The organism is Aquimarina intermedia, from assembly GCF_008124785.1.
GTDB classification, from domain to species: domain Bacteria; phylum Bacteroidota; class Bacteroidia; order Flavobacteriales; family Flavobacteriaceae; genus Aquimarina; species Aquimarina intermedia.
Map to the genome: position 1 here is coordinate 175,665 of NZ_VNHU01000005.1, position 18,791 is coordinate 194,455.

Annotated in this window: 16 protein-coding genes and 2 tRNA genes; 8 read left to right on the forward strand and 10 right to left on the reverse strand. The window is 36.9% G+C overall.

What is annotated here, in order from left to right; genetic code table 11:
* Positions 1-59: 59 nt before the first annotated feature.
* The gene (gene lgt / locus BD809_RS09245) at positions 60-989 is read right to left on the reverse strand and encodes a prolipoprotein diacylglyceryl transferase (RefSeq protein WP_148782685.1); all 930 of its coding nucleotides are present in this window, start codon (positions 987-989) and stop codon (positions 60-62) included.
* Between the two features lie 494 nt (positions 990-1,483).
* Between lgt and BD809_RS09250 the strand changes: the two genes are divergently transcribed.
* The gene (locus BD809_RS09250; protein ID WP_148782686.1) at positions 1,484-1,840 is read left to right on the forward strand and encodes a hypothetical protein; all 357 of its coding nucleotides are present in this window, start codon (positions 1,484-1,486) and stop codon (positions 1,838-1,840) included.
* Positions 1,841-2,770: 930 nt separating this feature from the next.
* Positions 2,771-3,031 (forward strand): heavy-metal-associated domain-containing protein, encoded by a 261-nt coding sequence (locus BD809_RS09255; protein ID WP_148782687.1) that lies wholly within the window; start codon positions 2,771-2,773, stop codon positions 3,029-3,031.
* Here BD809_RS09255 and yidD read toward each other — a convergent pair whose 3' ends face one another.
* From yidD to folE, 3 genes are read right to left on the reverse strand one after another with little or no spacing between them, the layout of a single operon-like run.
* Complete coding sequence (gene yidD, locus BD809_RS09260; RefSeq protein ID WP_211356707.1) at positions 3,032-3,286, reverse strand: membrane protein insertion efficiency factor YidD; 255 nt, start codon at positions 3,284-3,286, stop codon at positions 3,032-3,034.
* A gap of 11 nt (positions 3,287-3,297) precedes the next feature.
* The gene (gene cysS / locus BD809_RS09265) at positions 3,298-4,794 is read right to left on the reverse strand and encodes a cysteine--tRNA ligase (protein ID WP_148782688.1); all 1,497 of its coding nucleotides are present in this window, start codon (positions 4,792-4,794) and stop codon (positions 3,298-3,300) included.
* A gap of 40 nt (positions 4,795-4,834) precedes the next feature.
* Positions 4,835-5,512: a GTP cyclohydrolase I FolE gene (folE, locus tag BD809_RS09270; RefSeq protein ID WP_148782689.1), complete on the reverse strand. Its 678-nt coding sequence runs from the start codon at positions 5,510-5,512 to the stop codon at positions 4,835-4,837.
* A gap of 290 nt (positions 5,513-5,802) precedes the next feature.
* Here folE and BD809_RS09275 point away from each other — a divergent pair, with 290 nt between their 5' ends.
* Positions 5,803-7,215: a T9SS type B sorting domain-containing protein gene (locus tag BD809_RS09275; RefSeq protein ID WP_148782690.1), complete on the forward strand. Its 1,413-nt coding sequence runs from the start codon at positions 5,803-5,805 to the stop codon at positions 7,213-7,215.
* Between the two features lie 109 nt (positions 7,216-7,324).
* Here the strand turns inward: BD809_RS09275 and BD809_RS09280 are convergent, their stop codons facing one another.
* Together BD809_RS09280 and BD809_RS09285 are read right to left on the reverse strand one after the other, a co-directional pair.
* Entirely contained in the window at positions 7,325-8,809 is a 1,485-nt protein-coding gene (locus BD809_RS09280; RefSeq protein WP_170251840.1) for an OmpP1/FadL family transporter, read from the reverse strand.
* A gap of 61 nt (positions 8,810-8,870) precedes the next feature.
* The gene (locus BD809_RS09285) at positions 8,871-9,890 is read right to left on the reverse strand and encodes a DUF5320 domain-containing protein (RefSeq protein WP_148782692.1); all 1,020 of its coding nucleotides are present in this window, start codon (positions 9,888-9,890) and stop codon (positions 8,871-8,873) included.
* A gap of 99 nt (positions 9,891-9,989) precedes the next feature.
* Between BD809_RS09285 and proS the strand changes: the two genes are divergently transcribed.
* The 4 genes from proS to rpsT all read left to right on the forward strand — a co-directional run bounded on the left by proS (position 9,990) and on the right by rpsT (position 12,040).
* Positions 9,990-11,468 (forward strand): proline--tRNA ligase, encoded by a 1,479-nt coding sequence (gene proS / locus BD809_RS09290; RefSeq protein ID WP_148782693.1) that lies wholly within the window; start codon positions 9,990-9,992, stop codon positions 11,466-11,468.
* A gap of 77 nt (positions 11,469-11,545) precedes the next feature.
* Positions 11,546-11,617, forward strand: a tRNA-Glu gene (locus tag BD809_RS09295).
* Positions 11,618-11,684: 67 nt separating this feature from the next.
* Positions 11,685-11,756, forward strand: a tRNA-Glu gene (locus BD809_RS09300).
* 35 nt (positions 11,757-11,791) lie between these two features.
* Positions 11,792-12,040, forward strand: coding sequence for a 30S ribosomal protein S20 (gene rpsT / locus BD809_RS09305; RefSeq protein ID WP_148782694.1), 249 nt, complete (start codon positions 11,792-11,794; stop codon positions 12,038-12,040).
* Between the two features lie 91 nt (positions 12,041-12,131).
* Here rpsT and BD809_RS09310 read toward each other — a convergent pair whose 3' ends face one another.
* From BD809_RS09310 to BD809_RS09320, 3 genes are all read right to left on the reverse strand, one after another.
* The gene (locus BD809_RS09310) at positions 12,132-13,388 is read right to left on the reverse strand and encodes a glycosyltransferase (protein WP_148782695.1); all 1,257 of its coding nucleotides are present in this window, start codon (positions 13,386-13,388) and stop codon (positions 12,132-12,134) included.
* Positions 13,389-13,459: 71 nt separating this feature from the next.
* Positions 13,460-14,236 (reverse strand): zinc ribbon domain-containing protein, encoded by a 777-nt coding sequence (locus BD809_RS09315; RefSeq protein WP_148782696.1) that lies wholly within the window; start codon positions 14,234-14,236, stop codon positions 13,460-13,462.
* 1 nt (position 14,237) lies between these two features.
* Positions 14,238-15,332, reverse strand: coding sequence for a Nif3-like dinuclear metal center hexameric protein (locus BD809_RS09320; protein ID WP_148782697.1), 1,095 nt, complete (start codon positions 15,330-15,332; stop codon positions 14,238-14,240).
* A gap of 197 nt (positions 15,333-15,529) precedes the next feature.
* Here BD809_RS09320 and lpxK point away from each other — a divergent pair, with 197 nt between their 5' ends.
* Complete coding sequence (gene lpxK, locus BD809_RS09325; protein WP_317130863.1) at positions 15,530-16,546, forward strand: tetraacyldisaccharide 4'-kinase; 1,017 nt, start codon at positions 15,530-15,532, stop codon at positions 16,544-16,546.
* Between the two features lie 74 nt (positions 16,547-16,620).
* Here the strand turns inward: lpxK and BD809_RS09330 are convergent, their stop codons facing one another.
* Entirely contained in the window at positions 16,621-18,774 is a 2,154-nt protein-coding gene (locus BD809_RS09330; protein WP_170251842.1) for a tetratricopeptide repeat-containing hybrid sensor histidine kinase/response regulator, read from the reverse strand.
* Positions 18,775-18,791: the final 17 nt, after the last annotated feature.

Consider the following 18,791-nt stretch of genomic DNA (forward strand, 5'->3'; position numbering starts at 1 on the left):
AAAATCGTTGCTAATCCTAGCAACGATTTTTTTTATATTAAAGCTGAATTAGAATTGAATTATACTGCTTCAGTTTTCTTTACAGGTCGTAACACAAAATATAAGCCAACGATGATAAAAGGAATACTCAACCACTGACCGGTAGATAATACATCTCCCAACGAATCTTCAAACCCACCTTGACTTTTCTTTACAAACTCCACAATAAAGCGTACAAGCCAGATTAAGATTAAATACATTCCAAACAAAAATCCCGGATGGTTACGTTTATTAGTTTTCCAGTAAAGGAACCATAAAATAAACGATACAAATATATATCCAAACGCTTCGTATAGCTGTGCAGGATGGCGAAAGGGCACCGTTTCAAGCAAAGTTGCATATTCCGGATTGGTAACTACTGCTGAGTACGCTTCATTTACATTTTTAATTCCCGTTGCTTTTACTACCTCATACTTCGATAAAGCTTCTCGAATAAAACGAACTCCGAATACAGAATCGGTGGGTTCACCAATGATTTCAGAATTAAAAAAGTTTCCTAAACGTACAAAAATACCACCAAAAGCTGCCGGAATCGTAACGCGATCCATGATCCACAAGGGATGCTTTTTCAATACTTTTTTAGAATAATAGTACATGGCAATGATAAAAGCAATAGCCGCACCGTGACTTGCAAGTCCTCTAAAACCAATAAACTCAAACTCCGGACTAAAACGGATTGGTAGAAAGATCTCGAGCAGGTTGTTGCGGTAATAATCCCAATCGTAAAAAATCACATGCCCCAGTCGTGCACCGATTAACGTACCTAAAACAGCATAGATAAAAACCGAGTCCAGTTTTTCCATCGATATGTTTTCGCGGACATAAATCTGTTTCATGAGGTACCACCCTAGTGAAAAGGCGATTACGAACATGAGACTATAAAAACGAATCATAAAAAAACCTAAATCAATACCCTCGACCGGGTTCCAGGTAATTTGAGAAAATATCATATACAAGAATTGTTTTTAAGGAAGGTAAATATAGGTATTTATATTAGAACGATGAGCGTTTGGCTGAGAAGTCAAAAACAAGCTAAATGGATTTGAGAACCATCTTTATTAAGATAGTTTAGATAATAGTATATATACCGCTAGCGCTCGTCTGTGACGGGTGCAGTCATAGATTGGTGATTTGTTAAGCGTAATTAAATAAATAACATTACTATTGTAGCTTTTTGTATTTTGGTTGTTTAAATAGAAAATACAATTCTCATAGCAAATTTGGTTTTTGATTTGTAAGTTTTGCTACAGCATTTAGGATAGATGTAGTTATTGTTCATGTATTTAGACCCAAGATTATTAGATGAATTAGAAATCCGGGCAATTAATGGTTATATAAGCATGTTAAAAATGGTATTTATGATGAAATGAAAGGAAATACCACAGGATCTAGTATTCTTAAAGAGCTTTTACTTAAAGATCAACTTAATGTCAATAATTAAGAAATGAATAAAGAACAATTGGATAGCTGGAAAATTAATATTTTTAACTCATTAAGAGACCTTTCTGATTTAGAATTACAAAAGCTAGCATGGACGGGTAAACATCCTTTTTATGTGTCTTCTTTTGTTGACAGTATCAATACTTTATATGATGACAATTCTTTTAAAAAGTATATTGATTATATTAAGGTCAATGAATCAAACAAAAGCCAACTTCCTTCTAGAATCATTGAATTAGACAAAATGATTGATAATTATATGGAAGAAGATAAAAGTGATTTAGAAATTCTTGATGACCCAAACTGGTTTAATATAACCAAAACAGCAAAAAGCATTATTGACATATGGGTTACAAATTAAAAAGGTCATTCAACATTCTTTTAATCATACTAATTACATATTGTGTCTTATCAGTTGTGAGATCGTTTGGTTTATTGTTCTTAGCTTACAGTGATAACTATTTTTATAATTTTGATTTTGGAAAAGAACAATTTTCTGAAAAGAGGTTTATTTATGATAAAGTGTATTTCCTAGTCACCTATATTTTAGGCTTAATAGTTTCAGTTTCAATTAAAAGATTTTTTAATATTGATTGGTTGTTCTATATAATTTGCATGACTTTAGGATTAGGAGTTTTTGTCTTATTTGATGCGTATTATGTTCGTCCTATTTTTGCTCTATTTAATAATGTAAGAACAAATATTTGGCTTCAAGTTGTTGTGTTTATAAGTATAGCGTCTATCACCATAATTACGAAGAATAGACTTTATAGTGTTGACTGATCCACATCGCGCGGATATGATCGCGCGGAAATGTTTTCCGTACCAAGTATGAGTAATTAATAAGAGTATAAAACACAGCAAATAACAGTCACGTTTGTAAAAGTTGTGCCGTTTTTTTTTTGGAATAATATAATTTGTCCTTGACCGCACGGGTTACAAATCTGCGCTATCTCTATTTATAGAAACCCGATCGCTCAGATATGATAGCGTGGAATTGCATACCGTGCCAACAGGAGTAAGAAAATAAAGACGAGAAACAGTTACAATGATTTGTAGCTGGTTTTTTACATCACACCAATATCTCGTCCCGAACTATTCATTAACAATATAATATTCTGTGGGATGGTTCTTCAATATTTAGCAAAATATTAATAAGTTTCCTAAACAATCACACGATATACTACGCATAGATTTTGTAACTTTAGAAAGGATGCCGTTTATAGTCCAAACGAAGTCTAAACTACTCTTACTACTTGTTTTAATAGGTACAATTTTAATAGTATAGACCATGAGTTTACTATCAGAACATGTAATCCCGGGAGATCACGGAAAGATATTTGAAACAAACGCTAAAAGTCGTAAAGATCTTGAGCGTGTGCAATCATTTATTTGTGAGCTCGAAGCGGTAAGGGATGTGTTGATCAACGAAAATGTTTTTCCTAGACAGTTAACCGTACATACTTCGGCTTTATTGAAAGTAAAAGATGTTGAAAGGCAAGTGCTCAAAGCGGGATTTCACGTAGTGCCCAAAGCAATTTTTCCGATATAATTACTTAGTATCTTTTTCTGGAACTGGATCATACCCTTTACCGCCCCAGGGGTGGCAACTAAAAATTCTTTTAAGTGCCAAAGCACCTCCTTTAAAAATACCAAATCGTTGTAAAGCTACCAGTGTATACTGCGAACAGGTAGGGTGGTAGCGACAGGTAGCAGGGGTTAGAGGGGAGATTACCAACTGATAAAAGCGGACTAAACCAATAAACGGAATGGCTAAAACTCTTTTTATAGTAGCGGTAATAGCCATTCCTTTGTATGTTAGTTAAGCGAAAACGTAGTTCCGTCACGACCATCTTTTAGCTGAATACCCATATCGGCCAATTCATCTCTGATCTTATCTCCGGTAGCAAAATCTTTGTTCGCACGTGCTTCTGCACGCAATCGAATCAGTAGTTCTACTGTCCCGGAAAGTTTATCGCCAATATCTGAAGATGCTTCATTAGAATCCAAAAGTCCTAAAACATCAAACACAAAACCACGTAGCATAGTGCTTAACAACTCGAGATCATTTGCCGTGATGCTGGCTTTTTCCTCTTTAAGGGTATTGATAAACTTAACAGCATCAAAAAGCTTAGCGATAAGAATGGGACTATTAAAGTCGTCATTCATGGCATCGTAACAAGTTTGTCTCCATGCAGATACATCCAGACCTTTGGTTTCACTGCCTGTTTGGATAGTAGGCAGGGCTTGTACGGCATCCATCAAACGATAAAAACCTTTTTCTGAAGCCTCAAGCGCTTCGCTGGAAAAATCCAACACACTTCTGTAATGCGCTTGCAGCATAAAAAATCGCGCTACTGTTGGCGCAAATGCTTTAGAAAGTTTGTCGGTTTCTCCGCTAAATATTTCAGCCGGAGAAATACTATTCCCCGTGGATTTAGACATTTTTTTCCCATTAAGGGTAAGCATATTGGCGTGCATCCAATAGTTTACAGGAGATTGACCACAGGCTGCTTCTCCTTGAGCAATCTCACATTCATGATGCGGAAATTTTAAATCCATCCCACCACCATGGATATCAAAATGTTCACCCAGATATTTACTGCTCATCGCAGTACATTCTAAATGCCATCCCGGAAAACCATCACTCCATGGTGAAGGCCATCGCATGATATGCTGCGGTTCGGCTTTTTTCCATAAGGCAAAATCCTGCGGATTTTTCTTATCACTCTGGGCAGCTAATTCTCGGGTGTTGGTAATCATGTCTTCGAGATTGCGACCACTGAGTTTACCATAATGATTGCTTTCATTGAATTTGAGAACATCAAAATAGACCGATCCGTTTACAACATAAGCAAAACCATTTTCTATGATGGCTTTTATAATCTCTATCTGTTCTACGATATGACCGGTTGCTGTAGGTTCAATGCTCGGTGGTACCGTATTGAATTTTGCTAAAACATTATGAAAGTCAAGCGTATAACGCTGTACAATTTCCATAGGTTCTAATTGTTCCAGTCTCGCTTTTTTTGCGACTTTATCTTCTCCAACATCGGCATCACTTTCTAAATGTCCGGCATCCGTAATATTACGTACGTAACGCACTTTGTAGCCCAAATGTTTGAGATAACGATAAATAAGATCAAAAGAAATAAACGTACGACAATTACCCAAATGCACATTGCTATACACCGTAGGACCACAAACATACATTCCTACATTACCAGGGGTGATGGGAGTAAATGTTTCTTTCTTTCCGGAGATAGAATTATAAAGTGATAACTTTTGATGCGTGTACAATGGAGTTTCAGCCATGGTTGGATAAATCGTTTAAAGGGTTACTTCAAAAATAAGATTAAAATGTAGTATCTAATTTAATATAATCCAAAAATTCGCGACGTACAGATTCCTCTTTAAAACGTCCGCCAAATTCTGAGGTTACGGTACTACTTTCAATATCTCTAATACCTCTTGAATTGACACATAAGTGTTTTGCATCGATCACACATGCCACATCCTTTGTGTTTAAAACAACTTGCAAATCCTGAACGATTTGCATAGTGAGGCGTTCTTGTACCTGTGGACGCTTGGCGTAATAATCTACAATACGATTCATTTTAGAAAGCCCGACCACCGTACCATTAGAAATATAGGCTACGTGGGCACGACCTACGATGGGCAATAAATGATGTTCACAAGTAGAATATACAGTGATATTTTTTTCTACTAACATCTCACCATACTTATAATTGTTGGCAAAAGTTGAGGCATCGGGTTTGCGTCCGGGATGTAGTCCAGAAAAAATTTCGTTAACAAACATTTTGGCTACACGCTGCGGAGTACCTCTAAGACTATCGTCAGTAAGATCGAGACCCAAGGTTTCCATAATATGCTTTACATCTTCTTTAATCGATGCGATTTTTTCTTGATCCGTTAGTGCAAAAGCGTCTGCTCTAAGCGGCGTAGTTGCGCTGGTCGCTACATGATTGTCACCTAATGCTTCGATTGCTTCAAGGGCCTTGTCAATTTTCACGAGTTTACTTTTTTATGGTTTTTTCTTTAATCCAAATGAGAGCCAAAGACATCATATCATCCTTATGATTTGGTAATTTTCTCTAGGGGCTAACATTTTTTGTTCAATAGAAAACAGATCTTATGCTGTAATCGGCTGCAAAGATACGATTTTGTAGTTTCCCAAACGTTGCGTTGGTAAACTATTATAGAATATGCTTTATTTTCGTAAATCTTGAAGAAGTTATGTATATTTAACTCCCAAATTTTACTAAATATAAGAACATAAGCGTATTAAACGTTCTCTAAGTTATGGTACAATCAATCTACAAAATCCTTTATTTACACCTGTTTTTATTGATGCTTCCATGTGCGTTTTTTGCACAGACAAATGATCAAGAGTGCCGTAATGTACTTCCCTTTTGTTCGGATATTTCGCAAGAACTTACATTTGCAAATACAATTAGTCAAGAAAGTTTAGGTGAAATAGGGTGTCTTAACACCACCCCTAATCCTGCTTGGTATTTCATGCGGATTGATCGCAGTGGTGAACTAACGTTTGATATTGTGCAATGGGTGGATGCTGATGAAGATGGATTTTTTGATAGGGGAGAGCGACAGTTGGATGTTGATTTTATAGCGTGGGGTCCATTTGAAACTTCTTATGTAGATTGTGATATATTGTCCAAAGAATGTGACAACAATAATAACGGCGATGGTCGTCCCTCAGAGTGTGAAAATAACGCAGATGATCCCTTGTATTATATCGAAAATCAAGATAATAGTAATATTGTAGATTGCAGTTATTCTCGTAACTCTATCGAAACCTTAACTATACCTAATGCAGTTGTCGGCGAGTATTATATTGTTTTGATTACAAATTTTGCGGATGAATCCGGAGTTATCCAGTTACAGCAAACCAATATGGACGAGCTGGAAGCAGGAACTACAGATTGTAATATTCTGGAGCCTGGTTTGGGAGACGATATCGCAATTTGTGAAGATCGCGCTGTAGTTTTGCAAGGACGTTTTGATAATGCGGTATCGTACCAATGGTTTACATTTTCACAAGCAGCTAATAGTTTTGTGACTATTGCCGGAGAAACTGCACCGGTATACACCGCGCCCGGCTCGGGAACTTACCGAATGGAAGGGTATGACAGTACGGGAGCAACGGTAGGTACAGATGATATTGAGGTTGTAAATGTTTCAGCTGCGGTTAGCAGGGTTGGTTACACCATTGCCGAAGAATCCTTTGCGGGAACCTACACCATAACTGCTATTCCGGAAGTTGTTGTAGGTGATATTGAGGATATCGAGTATAAAATAGATAATGGTATTTATCAGGCATCGCCGGTTTTTGAAAATGTTTTTCCCGGGGAACATCAAATAACCGCGCGTCACAGTGCCGGTTGTAGTGAGGTGCTTTCTGAAGTAATCATTATCATGGGGTATCCTAAATATTTCACACCCAACGGAGACGGTTTTCATGATACCTGGAGTCTCATAAATATAGAAGATCAGCCTCTAGCTAAAATTTATATTTTTGATCGATACGGTAAATTATTGAAGCAATTACGACCGGGAGGACCGGGATGGGACGGAACGTACAATGGTAATCCAATGCCTTCATCAGATTATTGGTTTCGTGTAGAATTTAATGAGCCTAGAGATCCAAACCAACGACGTCGAGTTGTAGCAGGCAATTTTTCTTTAATCCGTTAAAAAGCTGTCTTTTAAATAATACAATCAAAAAATCCATCTGTTTGTAAACAGATGGATTTTTTAATCTTAAATTCTCAGTTTTCCATAGTTGGAATACGAGAAGTTGTAGTTATAAATTGAAACTTACGGTAAAAATAAATTGTTCCTCTTTGGTGGTGATAAGTGTTTGGTTGATGAATTCAGATCCCGGGTAAAATTGCTGGGAACGATCTTGTGATGTATGGTCATAAGCCGCATCAAACCTGACTTTTCTAAAAGTGTATCCTAAACCTAAGGAATAGCCTTGTTTTTCGCTTAGCAAACGATCATCTTTATACGGACTTTCTTCATATCGTAAGCCGCCGCGAAAGCTCCAGTTTCCATTTCGCCATTCACCTCCTACACGTAATGTCGAAGCACCCTGTAAAGAATTCTCAATACCTTGATTTATCTGCGTATAAGAAACTCCTTCATCAGAATCAAATTCGGTAGTGCTGTAATCTTTATAAGAGTAATCAAGACTTAATAGGCCACGTGTTCCAAACAGCCAGGCAATACTACCGGTTGCTTTAGCTGGGGTTCTTAATTGATATTCGGGAAATATATTTACCACATTAGGACGTACCAGAGCGCGACCATCAGCATCACTATAAGTTTCAATTTCCTGTAGCGTCTCATCAGAGATATAATACCAGGTAGGCGATTCAAGTGCAAGTCCTACTCTAAGCTGATCAGAAAGTTTTGCAATACCTCCAATTTGAGCTGAAAAACCGGAACCGTTCGTAGATAAACGATTATTAAATCGTACTTCGTTAATATTGCTGCCAGCATTGTTGTTAAACTCAGTAAACTGAGTAACGCGATCATAATTTAAAAAGTGGGAATTAAGGTTTATACCCAGATAAAAATTGGTATGCAGTTGTAAACCGGCATTCAAAGTAAATTTTCCGTTTAAGCCAGTACTTTCTTTGATATAAAACTGATCAAATCCATCAGGACCACCTGCTATATTTGAAACATAACGTGTTGAATTCGGATCGTCAGGATCGACCGCATCGATAACAAATGATTCGTAACCTAAAAAAGCTTGTTGCGCTCCATACCCTTGATTCTCGCCTAAAAAACTATAAACCCCTTCAATAGATTCTCTGGGCTGAACAGTTAATGTGCCTACTTCAATTCCTTGCGCTTGTGACAAAAAGTAAGAATCTATTGAATTTCGAGAATTTCCGGAAACATAAAATTCATCGACATTCGAAGCGGTTTGATCGTAAGCAACTCCTAACGAAATGCGATTAATCGGAAATTCTGCATCGAGATTATTATATACAAAAACAGCACCTAATTGATTAAAATTTAAATCCCGCTCTTTGGTGGTGTTGAACGTATTGAAGTAAGAAGTTTCATTTTCAATCCGCTGCGAGGATAAAGTAACCGATGCAGATGAATTTAAAAAGACAGCCGAGCCGGCCGGATTTGTTTGTAATGCCGAAAGATCAGCACCTAATGCCCCGAATGCTCCGCTCATAGCTCTGTATCTTGCGGTTCCTTTAATGCTCTGATCAGAAAAATGAACGGCATCAGAAATGTCTTGTGCATGGAAACATGTGGTCACAAGCGTACATATGAAAAAAAGTGATTTATTTATCATAGCTTATTTTTGTAAAAATTAAGAATTAACCTCTTCCTCTACCACCTCTTGATGAAGATCTACTGCCGCCTGATTTTGAGCCAGAGCTACGAGAGGACCCTGATCTGCTGCGAACAGAAGAGTTGTTTCTTCTCGTAGAACTTGGAGAGTAGGAACGATTATTTGAGCGACTTCTAGAAGAAGATCTTGCAGCGGGTGACGCTGATCTTGTGGATCTGGATCTTACCGAGGGTGCGCTTGATCGGTTATTATTGTATCGTGTATTAGAACTTCTTGAATAGGAATTAGAACGAGCATTTCGACTACGGTCTGCAGACACATTATTGCGTCTTATATAATTTGAGCGCGATCGGCTGTATTGAGAATTTCTTGCTCTATTGTAGCTCGAGCGATTGTAAGAGGTGTTACTTCGGCTACGATACAATGTTCTTGGATTATTATGGTAAGCGTAATAACGGTTCCTGTAGTATGGATTGTATCCCCGATTATAAAAACGATTTCCGTAAAAAGGTCCATAAAATCCTCTACCATACCAATATGGAGAGCCCCATCCTAAAGACCATCCCCATCCGTAATCAAACCAGAACGGATCTTGATATCCGTACCACCCAAAACCAAATCCCGGACCATACCAGCCCTGATTGAAGAACGGGCGATTCCATCCATTGTTGTAGATGTTTACACTGATGTCAGGGTTAGAACCCCAGGAAGGTTGACCTACTTCATAATTTAGTGCTAGGTCTGTTGAGTCTGTCGCTTCATAATCGCTATCAGAATAACTATCGATATCAGTAAAAATAGCACCCTCTTGAGTGATATTGTCGTATGCTGAAGATTTTTCTGCGAAGTAATTCGAGTAATAATTGTTAGAAACCTGAGTTTCTTCTCTTTCAATAGGTTCTTGTCGTGATCTATCAGTGTCACTATAGACTCCATCATTATAAGAAGCATATTCATAAGAGCCACACGATGTCAACAAAAGAAGCGTAGCCAACAAAAAGATTCCCGGCACGGGGTGTTTAGTTAATATATTTTTAAGTTGCATATCTACTTATTTAATTGTTGAACGTTACAAATTTAGTTAGTTTTGCATTAACAAATTTTTATTTAACAAAGCCACAACATTTGTGCCAAATAATAATATATGGGGAAGAACCTAACTAAACGAAGCGAAGATTATTCAAAATGGTATAATGAGTTAGTCGTAAAAGCAGATTTAGCAGAAAACTCTGCAGTACGAGGGTGTATGGTAATTAAGCCATATGGATATGCTATTTGGGAGAAAATGCAGGCCGAATTAGATCGAAAATTTAAAGAAACCGGGCATCAAAATGCATACTTTCCTTTATTTGTTCCCAAAAGTCTTTTTGAGGCTGAAGAAAAAAATGCAGAGGGATTTGCTAAAGAATGTGCGGTAGTGACACATTATCGCCTTAAAACAGATCCTGAGGATGCCGGAAAATTGATTGTTGATCCCAATGCAAAGCTGGAAGAGGAACTTATTGTACGTCCTACCTCTGAAGCTATCATTTGGAATACCTACAAGGGGTGGATACAGTCTTATAGAGATTTGCCTCTGTTAATTAATCAATGGGCAAATGTGGTGCGTTGGGAGATGCGTACACGTCTTTTTTTACGTACTGCAGAGTTTTTGTGGCAAGAAGGGCATACTGCTCATGCAACGCGACAGGAGGCTATTGATGAGACTGAACAAATGAATAATATATACGCTGATTTTGCTGAGAATTTTATGGCGATACCTGTCATACGTGGTAGAAAAACTGAGAGTGAGCGTTTTGCAGGCGCAGTGGATACGTATTGTATTGAAGCTTTGATGCAAGATGGAAAAGCGCTACAGGCGGGTACATCACATTTTCTGGGACAGAATTTTGCAAAAGCTTTTGACGTAAAGTTTACAACCAAAGAAGGAAAGCAGGAGCATGTTTGGGCGACTTCATGGGGGGTTTCAACGCGATTGATGGGCGCTTTAATCATGACTCATAGTGATGATAATGGTTTGGTGTTACCGCCAAATTTAGCTCCGATTCAAGTGGTAATTGTGCCGATTTACAAGGGCGAAGAGCAACTGTCGCAAATTAGTGAAGTGGCTAACGAAATGGTAAAGGCGCTCCGTGCAAAAGGAGTGAGTGTAAAGTATGATGATCGCGATACATATCGACCGGGAGCTAAGTTTGCTCAATACGAGTTACAAGGCGTGCCTGTTCGAATTGCGATTGGCCCTAAAGATCTTGAAAAAGGAACAGTCGAACTTGCGCGTAGAGATACATTAAGTAAAGAGTTTGTAAGTCAAAATGAGATTGAACAGAAAGTACCTTCAGTTTTAGAAGACATTCAGCGTAATTTGCATCAGAGAGCTACAACGTATCGGGATGAGCATATAACGGAGGTTAATTCTTACGAAGAGTTTAAAGAGGTCTTAGAGGTTAAAGGAGGCTTCTTGTCCGCACACTGGGATGGAAGTATAGAAACCGAGCAGAAAATAAAAGAGGAGACTAAGGCAACAATTCGATGTATTCCTTTTGATGCGGTACAAGAAAGTGGAATTTGTTTTTATAGCGGAAAGCCTTCTAATCAGAGGGTTTTGTTTGCGAAGGCATATTAATTTTAAAAAAAAATCAATAACATTTGTACGATTCAAAAATAGTTGTATTTTTGCATCCGCAATTAAGCAAATGTTTTGGCCCGTTCGTCTATCGGCTAGGACGCCAGGTTTTCATCCTGGTAAGAGGGGTTCGATTCCCCTACGGGCTACAAAAGATAAATTTAATTGCATGTTTATAGTGAAAGCTATAAATTTGCATTCCTTGAAAGAGGTAATGGCCCGTTCGTCTATCGGCTAGGACGCCAGGTTTTCATCCTGGTAAGAGGGGTTCGATTCCCCTACGGGCTACAAATTTTAGATTAAAAAATTTAACGAAAAGAGAGATGGCAAATCACAAGTCAGCATTAAAGAGAATTAGAAACAGTGAGACAAAACGTCTTAGAAATAAGTATCAGCATAAAACTACTCGTAATGCTATCAAGAAATTACGTGAGTCTGATAAGAAAGAAGCAGAGACTTTATTGCCTTCTGTAGTTTCTATGATCGATAAGTTAGCTAAGCGTAATGTTATTCATTCGAATAAAGCTGCTAACTTAAAGTCAAAATTGACAAAACATGTTGCTGCTTTATAAGTAGTAATTTAGAATCTTAGTATATATCAAAAGCTCTTCATTTTAATGAAGAGCTTTTTGTTGTTTTTTGTCCAAGTGGATGATGTTCGGTTTAATCTTCTGCTTGTTTGTTCTTCAATTCGATCCAGCGTGACATAAATTTGGTACTTCTTAAGCTGTGGTACGATAACATGCTTCCAACAAAGTTTAAGGTGCGATTTTCTTTCAGGTTTAGCAAGGCGTTATCAATTGCGGTTATCAAGCTATCCTCAAACTTAGTCCTATTGAACCGATCTTTTATAATTTCAAATCCGGCTTTTTGTGCATTTTGCCAAAGGTGTTCTTCGGTGTACAGTATGCAGGCTTTCTTTGTAAAATCCTGTGGGTCGTCTGTGATAAATCCGTTCCATGGATATTTGCCGTGCATGGCTTCTGCACCTATAGTTGTGGTAACACTGGGAGTGCCACATCGCATAGCATCCAGTAATTTACCTTTGATGCCCGCGCCAAATTGAAGCGGTGCCAGACAGACCCTAGCTTCGCTCATTACCTTATGTGCATCGTTTGTCCAGCCCTTAATGTAGAAACGTTCTTTTGAATTGGTGAGCTGCGTAGCTTTTGGCGGGGGATAGGCCCCATAAACGTGTAATTCGGCGTCAGGGAGTTCTTTTGATATAAACGGCCATATTTTCTTTTTTAAGTGCAAAACACTTTCCCAATTGGGGGTATGTCTGAAGTTTCCAATAGTGATAAAATTTTTCCTTTTATCATAACCTGAAATCTCTTTATTTTGATTGATTGTATCAGGGGTATATAGCAAAGGAAGATATAGAAGTAGTGTGTCTTTGATTGAAAAGACATTTTTTAATAGGGAAATTTCGTACTCAGATATAATTATCGAAAGGTCGCAGCGATAAATACTCGCAAGTTCTCTTTTTGTAATATCTTCTGACAGTAAGCTTGAAACAGTGAACTCACGTCCTTTTTTAAAACAGTATTCTCTTGTCTTTCTAAGGCAATGAAGATCTTCTGTATTAAGTATCCGAAGAGTGCCAGGAAGCGTGTCGGCTACCCGCCAGCCAAACTGTTCTTCAATCATAAAACGATCAAAAATGACAATATCGGGATGTAGTTCGGCTAAGAATGAATCAAAATTTGAATCATTAATTCCTATTTGGTATTGCTTAATATGGAACTTATTTAAGTCTGCCATATGGTCTGTTGTACCTGATGTACTTGCAAATGTAATACTGCATCGTGATGCCAATAGGATATCAATGAGTTGCATCATACGGGATCCTGCTGCCGACGAATTGGGTTCGGGCCAGACAGAGCCAACGATAAGAATATTCTTCTCTAGAAATTTCATAGATTCAAAAATACTGTAAATAAAAAAACCTCAGCTGCCTGAGGTTTTAAAATATTTGGAATGATTTATTCCTATAATTTTGCAAACATAGCTTGCATTTTCTCTCTTTCTTCTTGAGCAAGCTCCTCGTCAACTAAAATACGTCCACTGTGCTCATCTGTGATAATTTTCTTTCTAGAAGCAATTTCCATCTGCACTTGAGGCGGAATTGTAAAGAAAGATCCTCCGGATGCCCCACGTTCGATAGGTACAACTGCTAATCCATTCTTCACATTGTTTCTGATTCTTTTATAAGCTTTCACTAAACGTTCTTCGATGTCGTTTTCAAAATTAGCAGATTTTGCTAATAACGCTTGTTCTTCTTTTTCAGTTTCTGCAAGAATCGCATCCAATTCACCTTTTTTGTGTGCAAGGTGAGCATTACGCTCTTTTAACCGATCTTTTGTCTGATCGATTATCTCATTCTTTTGAATGATTTGAGCTTTGAATTCTTTGATATGTTTCTCTGAAAGTTCAATCTCTAACTCTTGGAACTCAACTTCTTTACTTAATGAGTTAAATTCACGATTGTTACGAACATTTTTCTGTTGTTCACCGTATTTTTTAATAAGCACTTTGGCTTCTTCAATTAAGTTCTTTTTACTCTTGATGCTTTCATCAATAGTTTCAAGATCTTCATTTAGTTTTTCTAATCGTTTGTTTAATCCGGCTACTTCATCTTCAAGGTCTTCTACTTCTAGTGGTAACTCTCCACGTACGTTACGAATCTCATCAACTCTAGAGTCTATTAATTGCAGATCAAATAGTGCTCTTAATTTTTGCTCAACAGTAACTTCTTTCTTTGCCATATTATATGTATTGAATTGGATTGGTGTTTATATCCGATAAAATGATGGCAAAATTACTGATTTTTTTTCTAAGATAACTAACAATTAGATTTTTTGTGAACTGTTCGCTTTCGTAATGGCCAATATCTGCAATAATTAATTGTTCTTCAGCTTCATAGAACTGATGGTATTTCATGTCCGCTGTAATAAATATGTCAGCATTTGCCCGAATAGCAGCTTTAATCGCATAACTACCACTTCCGCCCAATACAGCTACCTTTTGAATAGGTTTATTTAATAATTTTGAATGACGAACACATCCTGCATTAAAAGTCTGCTTTATGTGGTGTAAAAAATCACTCTCTAACATAGGCTCTTTTAAGGTCCCTAGCATACCCATACCGATATGTTGATTCGTGTTTTCAAGTGTGAGGATTTCGTATGCTACTTCTTCATACGAGTGAGTTGTGAAAAGCACGCTGAGAATATTGCTTTCAAGGTGCGTGGGATAGGTGATCTGTAGCTGAATTTCCTTATCGCTATGTGTAGCACCTATAGCACCAACTGTAGGGTTTGTAGCTTCGAGAGGTTTAAAACTTCCGATTCCCGAGGTAGTAAAGCTGCAATGTTCGTAGTTGCCAATAGTTCCTGCTCCTGCTTTGAACAACGCTTGCTTAATTTGATCAATCTCATTTTCTGGTGCATAAGTTGTTAATTTTTTGATCGTAGCTTTTTGTGGAAGTAACACTTGTCTGTTGATAAGATCAAGTTGCTCACAGATCATGTCATTGACACCGTTTCTAGCATTATCTAAGGCGGTGTGAATGGCAAAAATGGCAATATCATATTTGATTGCTTTTTGAATCACCCGCTCCACATAGGTTTGACCATTGAATTTTTTTAGCCCTTTGAATACTATTGGATGAAAACTTACGATAAGATTACAGTTTTTATCAATCGCTTCATCTACTACAGATTCTAAGGTGTCCAACGTCACCAGAATTCCTGTTACTTTAGTATCAGTTGATCCTACGAGCAATCCAACATTATCAAAATCTTCTGCGTAGTGCAATGGGGATAAGGAGTCAAGATGTTCAATGACCTGCTTTATTTTCATCTGTGTATATTTAATGTGTGCTGTTTTGTATAAATTATCTAAGCATTATTTTAATTAGAATACTTGTTTTTAAAAGTAAAAATCTTTCATAACTTATCAAAGGTCGCTTATTTTTTTAGTGTTGTTGGTAAAATGTGATACTTTCGTAAGGAATACGATAGTAAGAATCTATATTTTTGAAGCCTTAGTGCTGTTACATGATGAAAACTTTACGAAAATTACTTTATCCTTTTGTGCCTGCTTATTACTTCATTACCTGGTTACGTAATAAGTTATATGATGCGGGAATCAAAAAATCAAAATCTTATAATTTTCCTGTAATTGCAGTAGGGAATCTGAGTGTTGGTGGTACGGGCAAATCGCCAATGATCGAATATCTTATAAGATTGCTTAAAGAGCGGTGTACTGTTGCAACCTTAAGTAGAGGGTATAAAAGAAGCACAGTCGGTTTCCAATTAGTGCGCACATCCCATAGTGCAGAGGAAATTGGAGATGAGCCTTTGCAGTTTAAGCTCAAATTTAGGGATGTACTGGTGGCAGTGGATGCGAATCGACAGCAGGGAATTGAAATGCTGAGAACGCAAGTGCATCCACCCGATGTAATTCTACTTGATGATGCATATCAACATCGTAAAGTAAAGGCAGGATTCTATATTTTGTTAACTACTTATTATCAGATGTATGTAGATGATATAGTCTTGCCAACTGGTAATTTGAGGGAGCCTCGTAGTGGTGCTGATCGAGCAAATATTATTGTGGTTACAAAATGCCCACCTGATATATCAATTCAGGAACGAGAGCAAATTACTCAGCGTCTTCAAGTTAAATCACATCAAAGGGTGTTTTTCACATCTATTGCGTATGGTTCACAGTTAATGAGCGCGCAAGCAACATTAGATCTAGAGAATTTGAAAGATAGTAGCTTCACATTGATTACGGGTATAGCGAATCCTAAGCCTTTGGTTGATTATTATATGAATTTAGGTCTCAAATTTCAACATATATCATTTTCGGATCATTATAATTTTACTGCTACCGATATTGACGACTTTAAAGAAAGAGGATTGATCATAACCACTGAAAAGGATTATGTACGTTTAAAAAAGCGTCTAAGTCCGGAAACATTATTCTATCAGCCTATAGAAGTATCGTTTATAGACCAAAAAGAAAATTTTGATAAGATAATAGGGGAGTATCTTATTAATCAATTATAGGTTATAAGAGTTTTGTAAATGACAGCTATTATTAAAGCAGCTCTATTGCTTTTAGCTTAAAACTTGTGCATATCTCAGGAGGTGATTTGTTTTTTGGAGAATGCTTTGTGCAATTTTAGAAAAAATTCTTCTGTTTTATAGGGTTTCGGGATTATATCGTCAAATCCGTTTTTGTAAAACTCATCAAGATTATCATCCAACGTTACTGCTGTAAGTGCAATTATTGGAATTTCGGTATCAAAAAGTCGAATTTGCTTGGTTGCTTCGATACCACTAATCCCCGGCATATGAATATCCATTAAAATAAGGTCAAAATTACCGTTTTTGGTTTTTTGTACCGCAATATCTCCATTATCTGCAACCTCACAGATAATTTGATTTTTTTCTAAAATTTTCCGTGTAATTAATTGGTTTATTTTGTTGTCTTCGACTACTAAAACTCTTTTATTGATTAAAATATCATAATCAAGCTTTTTGGCTTCATTTTTAATATCGGTAGTTTCGTCTTGATATACGTCAAATTTTAGATCAAACATAAACTTGGAACCTTTGCCTAATTGACTCTCAAGTGTAATTTCGCTATCCATTAAGGCTAATAGATTTTTGACTATAGATAATCCCAGACCGGTGCCTCCGAATTTTCTGTTTATTTGAACAGAGCCCTGAGTAAAATTCTCAAAAATCGACTGTTGTTTCTTCTCAGAAATTCCAACCCCATTATCTTCAACTTCAAAATTTAAATATACTCTGCAATCGATCCTGTTTATAAGTTTGACACGAATCCAAATATCTCCACTTTGTGTAAATTTTATCGAGTTTCCGATCAAATTAATTAAGATCTGAGAAATTTTAAGAGGATCTCCTTTTAACTTTGCAGGAATAGTACTGTCAAATTCATAGTGTAATGTGTTATTTCTGTCACTGGCTGATTTGCCCAATGCAATTAAAACATCATTGATTCTTTTTTGAAGATTAAACGAAGTGCTTTCTAATTCAACTTTATTTGCTTCAAGTTTGTTTAAATCAAGAATGTTATTGATAAGTGAAAGCAGGTATTCGCCAGAAAACTTTAAAGAATTCAGATGCTCTTTTTGATTAGGTGTGGGACTTTCTTCTAAAAGTAGATGAGTTAACCCGGTTACTGCATATAAAGGAGTTCTTAGTTCGTGTGTGATGGTCGATAAAAATTGTACTCTTGCTTCACTGGCACGTTCCGCATTCTCTTTGGCTAAGATTAATTCGGTGTTTTTATTTTGAAGAAGCTCATTAGCTCTAGCTCTTAAATTGTTGTTTTTATACAGCGAAAGGGTGAGTAGGGATAAAATTGTAATTAGTGCAATGCTTAAGATAGTAGTTAGTCGCCCAAGCTTTAACGACTTTTGTTGCTGTATATTTTCTTCGGTTAATTCTTCAATTAGAACATTATTATCGTTCAGATCTAATTTGGCTCCGGCTTCTTGTGCTATTATTTCCTTATTGATATTGAAAAGAGAGTCTTTGAACTTTTGATGTGCTTTTAGGTTCACTAAAGAGGTTGCAAAGTCTTTTTTTCTTTCATAAATTTCACTATAGAGCTCAAAACATTCTGAACGTATCTCAGAATATCCCCTTTCTTCTCCGATTTGCATCGCAAGATCATTAGTTTTCTTGGCCTCATCAATTAAGTTGAGCGCAAGTTGAGCGCGCGCCTTATTTGTATAAAGTTTAGCCTTATAGTAATGTTGTTGCAGAGAATTGATAATAGGTAAACCAGAATTAAAATGATTGATCGCAAGCTTCGGGTTATTATTTGATAACGCCAAAAGTCCTAGATTAAGTCGAACCGGGCCTTCCAGATTTTTAATACCGTTCTTTTTGATCAATTCAGCAGCATAATCCAGTTGCTTTTTTGATTGGCTGTACCTTTCAAGCTTGGTCAGAATGGAGCCGTAAATATTATAAGAGTAGGCGAGTGCTATTTCATTATTTTCCTCTTGTTGAATTTTAATAGCATCATTTATTTGCTCTTCAGCCTTTTTCAGATCACCTAGTTCAAAATATAATTCAGCTAACACTCTACTGGTTTTAGCACGATACATCCTGTTTTGAGTATTTAATGCTAGTTCACGAGCCAAGGTTATATTTGCTAAAGCGCTTTGTAGTTGTGCTTGACTAATAGAGAACGATGCCTCTTGTAGATAATTTTCTATAGAGTCATTGATGGCGTCATTAAAAACTGTATAATCCATAGTTTGTGACTGTGTCG